The 6,000-nt window shown below is 71.3% G+C and carries 5 protein-coding genes and 1 pseudogene; 1 reads left to right on the top strand and 5 read right to left on the bottom strand.

Annotation, left to right across the window (positions count from 1 at the left end; all coding sequences use genetic code 11):
• The 4 genes and pseudogenes from ABD794_RS19125 to ABD794_RS16455 form a co-directional block, all read right to left on the bottom strand.
• Nucleotides 1-1,469: DUF6531 domain-containing protein (locus tag ABD794_RS19125; RefSeq protein ID WP_425586047.1), on the bottom strand; the 1,469-nt coding region annotated here is incomplete at its 3' end.
• 595 nt (nucleotides 1,470-2,064) lie between these two features.
• Nucleotides 2,065-2,823, bottom strand: a pseudogene (locus ABD794_RS16465) (putative T7SS-secreted protein); the annotation flags it as partial.
• Nucleotides 2,820-3,269, bottom strand: a complete 450-nt coding sequence (locus ABD794_RS16460) for a hypothetical protein (protein WP_344964181.1) — start codon at nucleotides 3,267-3,269, stop codon at nucleotides 2,820-2,822. The gene ABD794_RS16460 and the pseudogene ABD794_RS16465, both read right to left, overlap by 4 nt.
• 91 nt (nucleotides 3,270-3,360) lie before the next feature.
• The gene (locus ABD794_RS16455; RefSeq protein WP_344964179.1) at nucleotides 3,361-3,768 is read right to left on the bottom strand and encodes an SseB family protein; all 408 of its coding nucleotides are present in this window, start codon (nucleotides 3,766-3,768) and stop codon (nucleotides 3,361-3,363) included.
• Nucleotides 3,769-3,805: 37 nt separating this feature from the next.
• On the opposite strand from ABD794_RS16455, the gene ABD794_RS16450 reads away from it, so the two are divergent.
• Entirely contained in the window at nucleotides 3,806-5,302 is a 1,497-nt protein-coding gene (locus ABD794_RS16450; RefSeq protein ID WP_425586045.1) for an amidase, read from the top strand.
• Here the strand turns inward: ABD794_RS16450 and ABD794_RS16445 are convergent.
• Nucleotides 5,262-5,963: a FadR/GntR family transcriptional regulator gene (locus tag ABD794_RS16445; protein ID WP_344964175.1), complete on the bottom strand. Its 702-nt coding sequence runs from the start codon at nucleotides 5,961-5,963 to the stop codon at nucleotides 5,262-5,264. The two genes, ABD794_RS16450 and ABD794_RS16445, sit on opposite strands and share 41 nt — an antisense overlap.
• Between the last annotated feature and the right edge of the window lie 37 nt (nucleotides 5,964-6,000).

Genomic DNA, 6,000 nt, shown 5'->3' with positions numbered 1-6,000 from the left:
TGGCGCACGCCGTCCGGAGTGGTGCGAGCCGTCAGGAGGTCGAAGTGCCCGTGCTCGTTGCGCGTCACTCCGCCCATCGCGTCCATGTGCGTGACGCAGTTGCCCTCCCCGTCGTATGTCCAGTGCTCCTCGGCGCCATCGGGTGCCGTACGGCGGGTGAGCAGGCCCTCGGTCGTCCACGAGAGGCGAGTCGTCGCGCCCATGGGATCGGTGACGGCGACGACGCGTCCGAAGGCATCACGCTCGTAGCGGGTGATTCCGCCGAGCGGGTCCGTTATCTCTCTGGGCAGGCCGGTGGGGTCACAGCGCACCCCTGTCGTGTTGCCGAGGGCGTCAGTCACTGAAGCGAAGCGGCCGACGTCATCGTAGGCGAAGCGTGTCGTGGCACCCGACGGGTCCGTCAACGAGGTGCGGTTGCCCGCCTCGTCGTACGTCTGGCGCCAGATCGATCCGTCAGGTTCGGTGATGCTCTCCGGGAGCCCGAGGGCGTTGTATGTTGCGGTGCTCACGCCGCCGTCGGGACGGAGGGCCGAGAGCAGGTTGCCCGCCTCATCATGGATGAGTGTGGTTGTGTGCCCGAGCGGGTCGGTACGGGAGAGCAGACGGTCGTAGCGGTCCCAGGTCGACAGGGTCGTGGCACCTGTTGCATCCGTTTCCGCGACGAGTTGTGAGCGGTCGTTGAAGGTGTAGCGGCAGGCCTGGCCGAGCGAGTTGGTGACGACGGTCGTCCGGAGGCCCGAGTTCGGGTCCGGTTCGCCGTATTCCAACGTGGAGCGCATGTGCCCCTCAGCGCCTGTCTGGAAGGTGCAGCGGTCCATTTCGTCGTACTCGTAGCGGTAGCTCCGGTCGTTGCGGTCGGTCCAGGAAGTGACCCGTCCCCGGTTGTCGTAGGTGAAGCGGAGGGGCAGGCCCGACGAGTTGACGACCTCCGTGAGGTTGCCGTCGGCGTAGCCGTAACGGATCAATGGGACGTCGCCCAGGTGCAGGGCGGTGATCCGGCCGTTCTCCGTCGAGATGCGGAGGTGATAGCCGCCGCTGTGGGTGATGCCGGTGGGGGTGCCGTCCTCCGTGTAGTCGAAGGAGATCCAGTGACCGTTGCGGTCGGTGAGTTGGTCGAGCAGGGCGATCTCGTGGCGGTCGTCGTACGGGACGGGGGCCGCGAAGTGCCAGGTGCGGTCGCCGCGCCGATCCGTGATCGTGTAGCCGCCGTCCACCGTCCGTTCCAGCGGCCAGCGAGGGCCGTGGGACGGGAGGGTGGGCACCTCCGGGGCGGGGTGCGGGTAGGCGAGGAGCATGCCGTCCTCGGCGACGAACACCATGCCCCGGGAGTCGATCTCCAGACGCTGGTCCACGGTGCTGGACCATGAGGGCCCGAACCAGTGGCCCGCCCGGTAGCCGGACTGGACGCGCCGGGTGAAGACGAGGGGCAGGACGCCGGGGAGTTCCGCGTCCTGCTGGGACAGGAACATGTGCCCGCTGGAGAAGTCCACGGGGTCCCGGCCCTTGCACCGGTCGGCATCCACGCGGCCCGCGTCCTCCCGCGCCGTTGTCGACCTGCTTCCGCGCCGCCCCCGCCTCCTTCCCCAACTGCCGTGCACCCCGCTCGCCCGCCTCCTCCAGCCCGTGCCGCGCCGCCCCCATCGCCGCCCGCCGGGCCGCCGCCCCGCCCGCGCCGGCGCCGCCCGTGGCCAGGGCCGTCAGCGCGTCGAAGCCCAGCCGGCCCGCCGCCTCCGAGGGGTCCTTGCCCCAGCCCGTGCCCAGCAGGGTGGACGGGATCTGGTCCGGGTGGTTGGCCAGCGTCATGAGGCCGGCGCCCAGGTTGGTCATGTGGTCGAGGTAGAGGGCGGGGTGGGTGACGTTGTACGGGTCGATGGGGATGATCGTGCGGGCGAACTTCACCGTGTCCGCCGCGCCCTTGGCGAAGCCGCCTGCGAAATGGGTCATTTCCGTGGCGGACGCCGTCCGGAAGTCGTCGAAGTCCATGGACATGCGGTCCGTGAACTCGGGCTTCTTCGGGGCGTTCGCCAGGGCGGCCTTCACCGCCGAAGCCGCCGCCTCCGCCGCGCTGTTGCGCTGTTTGCGGGCGGCGGTCAGGATCTCCTGGGCGTGCTGCATCTTGTCGGCGCCGGCATTGGGGCAGGAGCCGGGCGGGGTGGGGCGCTTTCCCGGGTCCTCGCCGTTGTCCAGTTTCGCGTTGAATTCCTTCGCGGCGGTGTTGTACGCATCGACCTGGGCCTTGTAGGCGTCGATGGCCTCCTTCCGCTCCCGCTTGCCCTCCTTGTAGAGGGCGATGGCTTCCTTCGCCCTGCCCTGGGCCCAGCGGACCGTCTCCTCGTAGTGGCTCAGGGCCTTGGCCGCGTCCTCGCACGCCTTCGCCGCCTGCACCCATTGCTTGGGGTGCATGGCGAATTTGGCGCGGAAGGCGTCCGCTCCTTTGCCCTTCCAGTGGTCGGAGTCGAGCCGGGACATGCCGTTGCCGACGCGGTCGAACGCGGCCGCGAAGTCCGAGAGATGGGAGGCCGTGGAGCCAATGCGGCCGGGGCTGCCGTGGACGAGGTCCTGGGCGTGCTCCGTCTCGTCGAGCCGCTTCTCGTCGACATGGGCGCCGAGGCGGTCGGCGGTGAAGTCACCGAAGTCGTCCACGGTGTCGGCCAGGTCGTGCAGGCCGACCTTGTCCAGGCCGTCGCCGACCTTGTGCGCGGCGTAGTTGATGCCCTTGCCGACCTCCTTCTTTCCTTTGTCGTACAGGTCCTCAAGGCCATCACCGGCCTTGTCGACGCCCGACTTCAGGCCGTGTCCGATCTTCCCCAGGATGTCCGTCACGGGCGTCCCCTTCCTTTGGTGTGCAGGGGATCGCCGTGTGTTTCGAGGGTGTCCTTCGCCAGATCCTTGTTGGTCTGCATCATGTGGTCGAAGGAGTCGTCGAAGGACTTTCCGCTGTAGTCCACGTGCGCGAAGTTCCCGTGGTCCGCGATCTCGTTCATCGACATCTTCTCGACCTGCTCGTCGGAGAGCGTCGGGTCGGCGCCGAACGCCGCGACGCCGACCTTCATGGTCCCCTTGATGTACTGGTCGTTCTCGTAGTAATTGCCGGCGGCCAGGCCCACTTGGCGGGCGAAGCGGTTGCCGTCCTGGACCAGGGAGCGCACTCCCCACTCCCAGCGTTCGCAGAAGGACTTCACCGCGTCCGTCAGGCCGTCGTGGCCGGTTTCCATTCCGGTCAGCCGGAGATCGGAGAAGCCGCGGCCGGCCGCCGACTCGCCGATCATGCCGAGTTCGCGTAATTCGGAGAGGGCTCCGGTGATTCCCCGGGCGATCCCGTCCAGTGCCTCGCGGTCGGCCTCAGGTCCTCGTTCCCGCTCATCGGGCCGCCTCCGTCCCCGCGTTGACGGCCGCTGCCTCCGGTACGACGCCCGCGAGCGGGGGCAGGAGGAACGGCCGGTCGCTCCCGACGTCCACGGCCGCTCCGGCCGGCTCGCCGACCGCGGGGATCACGACGTCCAGCAGGCGGGCACCGAGGATCGTCACGTACTCCCAGTCCTCACCGGCCGCTGCCCGGTTCAGCGCGAACCTCGACAGCGCCGCCTCGTCGGAGAAGGCGTGGATCCACCACACGCCCTCGTGCGCCGCCGTCCACAGGCCGCCGCGCGCGTCGAGTGGCACCAGCACCGCCGTCCGCCTGAACTTGCCGAGGACTTCGGGCGGCTCGGCCCGTCCCTCGTACAGCGCGGCCAGTTCTTCGCGTAACGACGACGCCCACGTCAACACACTCGCCTCCCTTGCCCCGGAAGGGTACAGAAGGCTGATGCAGGGTCACACAGGGTATTCCCTGTGGCGCATCTCTCGGCGCACGCGGGCTCGTGCACCCGTGCGTCGCGCGCCTACCGTGAGGCGTCCGTGCGGCGAGAGGGGTGGACCTGTGACGGGGCTCGTTGAGCAGGTGCGGTGGGTGGCCGAAGGGGAGGTTTCGGCAAGGGAGTTGACCGAGGGTGCGTTGCGGCGGATCGAGGCGACGCAGGGCACGGTGAACGCCTTCCGGTGGGTGCGGGCGGAGGAGGCGTTACGGGAGGCCGACGAGGCGGACCGGCTGCGGGCGGCGGGGGAGCGGCGGGCGCTGCTCGGGGTGCCCGTGGCGGTCAAGGACGACATGGACGTGGCGGGGCTGCCGACGGCGTTCGGATGTGCCGGGGAGTTTCCGGTGAAGGGGGTGGACGGGGAGGCCGTGCGGCGTCTGCGCGCGGCGGGTGCGGTGATCGTCGGGAAGACGAACACGCCCGAGCTGGGGCAGTGGCCTATGACGGAGGGCCCGGCGTTCGGGGCGACGCGCAATCCATGGGACTTGGGCCGGACGCCCGGGGGTTCGTCGGGCGGGTCGGCGGCGGCCGTGGCGGCGGGGATCGTGGCGGGGGCGCTGGGGTCGGACGGGGCGGGGTCGGTCAGGATCCCGGCGGCCTGGACGCATCTGGTGGGGATCAAGCCGCAGCGCGGGCGGGTGCCGACCTGGCCGGACGGGGAGGTCTTCCACGGGCTGACGTGCCATGGGGTGCTGGCGCGGTCGGTGGCGGACGCGGCGTTGCTGTTGGGGGTCGTCGGGGGACCGCCCGTCGAGGTGCGCACGCCCCGGCGGCTGCGGATCGCGCTCTCGCTGCGGCCGGCGTACGCGGCGGTCCGGCACCGGCTGGAGCCCGCCGCCCGGGCGGCCGTCGAGCGGACGGCGGAGCAACTGGAGGCGCTGGGCCACGAGGTGGTGGCCGAGGAGGCGCGCTACGGGCCGGTGGGACCCGCGTTCGTGCCGCGCGCGATGGGCGGCGTACGGGAGTTGGCCCGGCGGGTGCCGGACCCGGGCCTGCTGGACCCGCGCACGCATCAGAACGTACGCGGCGGACTGCTGCTCGGCGGCGCCGTGCTGCGGCTGGCGCGGGCGGCGGAACGGCCCCTGCGGGCGCGGATGGGCGAGCTGTTCGGGCGGTACGACGTGCTGCTCACGCCGACGACGGCCGCGCCGCCGCTGCGCATCGGGGCGCTGGACGGGCTGTCGGCCCGGGAGACGGACTCCGCGATGATCACGGCCTGTCCGTACACCTGGCCGTGGAACGTGCTGGGCTGGCCCGCGATGAACGTGCCCGCCGGACTGACCGCGGGAGGGCTGCCGTTGGGGGCGCAGCTGCTGGGACCGGCCGGGAGCGAGGCGCTGTTGCTGTCGCTGGCCGGTCAACTGGAGGGCGAGGACCGGTGGTTCGAGCGGTGGCCGGCGGGCGGCGTCACGGAGCCAGGATGTCCAGCTCCGCCATCGCTCCCGTGACGATCTCGCGGGTCAGCTCCTCGGCGCGCGCCGCGTCGTGGGCGCGGACGGCCTCGGCGACCCGTACGTGCAGGGTCACCGCGGCCGGGTCGGGGTCGGTGAACATCACCTGGTGACGGGTGCGCCCGCTGAGCACCTCGGCGACGACGTCGCCGAGGCGGGCGAACATCTCGTTGCCGGAGGCGCGCAGCACGACCCGGTGGAACGCGATGTCGTGGCGCAGATAGGCGTCCAGTTGCTGGCCGCGCGAGGTGGCGACCATGCCCAGGGCGTGCTCGGTGAGTTCGGCGCACTGCGCGGGGGTGGCCAGGCGGGCGGCGAGGCCCGCGGCGACGGGCTCGACGGCCGAGCGCAGCACGGTCAGCGACCGCAGCTGGCGCGGGCGGTCGGGGCCCGCGAGCCGCCAGCGGATCACGTTCGGGTCGTAGACGCTCCACTCCTCGGGGGGCAGGACCGTCACGCCGACGCGGCGCCGGGAGGCGACCAGGTGCATGGACTCCAGGACGCGGATCACCTCGCGGACGACGGTGCGCGAGACGTCGAAGCGCTCCTCCAGCTCGTCCGTGCGCAGGACGCTGCCCGGCGGGTACGCCCCGGCCGTGATCGCGGGTCCGAGGGACTCCAGCACGCGTGCGTGCAGCCCCTGCCCCTGGTTGGTCATGGGATCAGCCTACGTGTCCATGCCGAAGGAGATTAAG

Source organism: Streptomyces thioluteus (genome assembly GCF_039535865.1).
The sequence above is the reverse complement of the archived record's forward strand: the minus strand, read 5'-3'. Positions and strand labels throughout refer to the sequence as shown.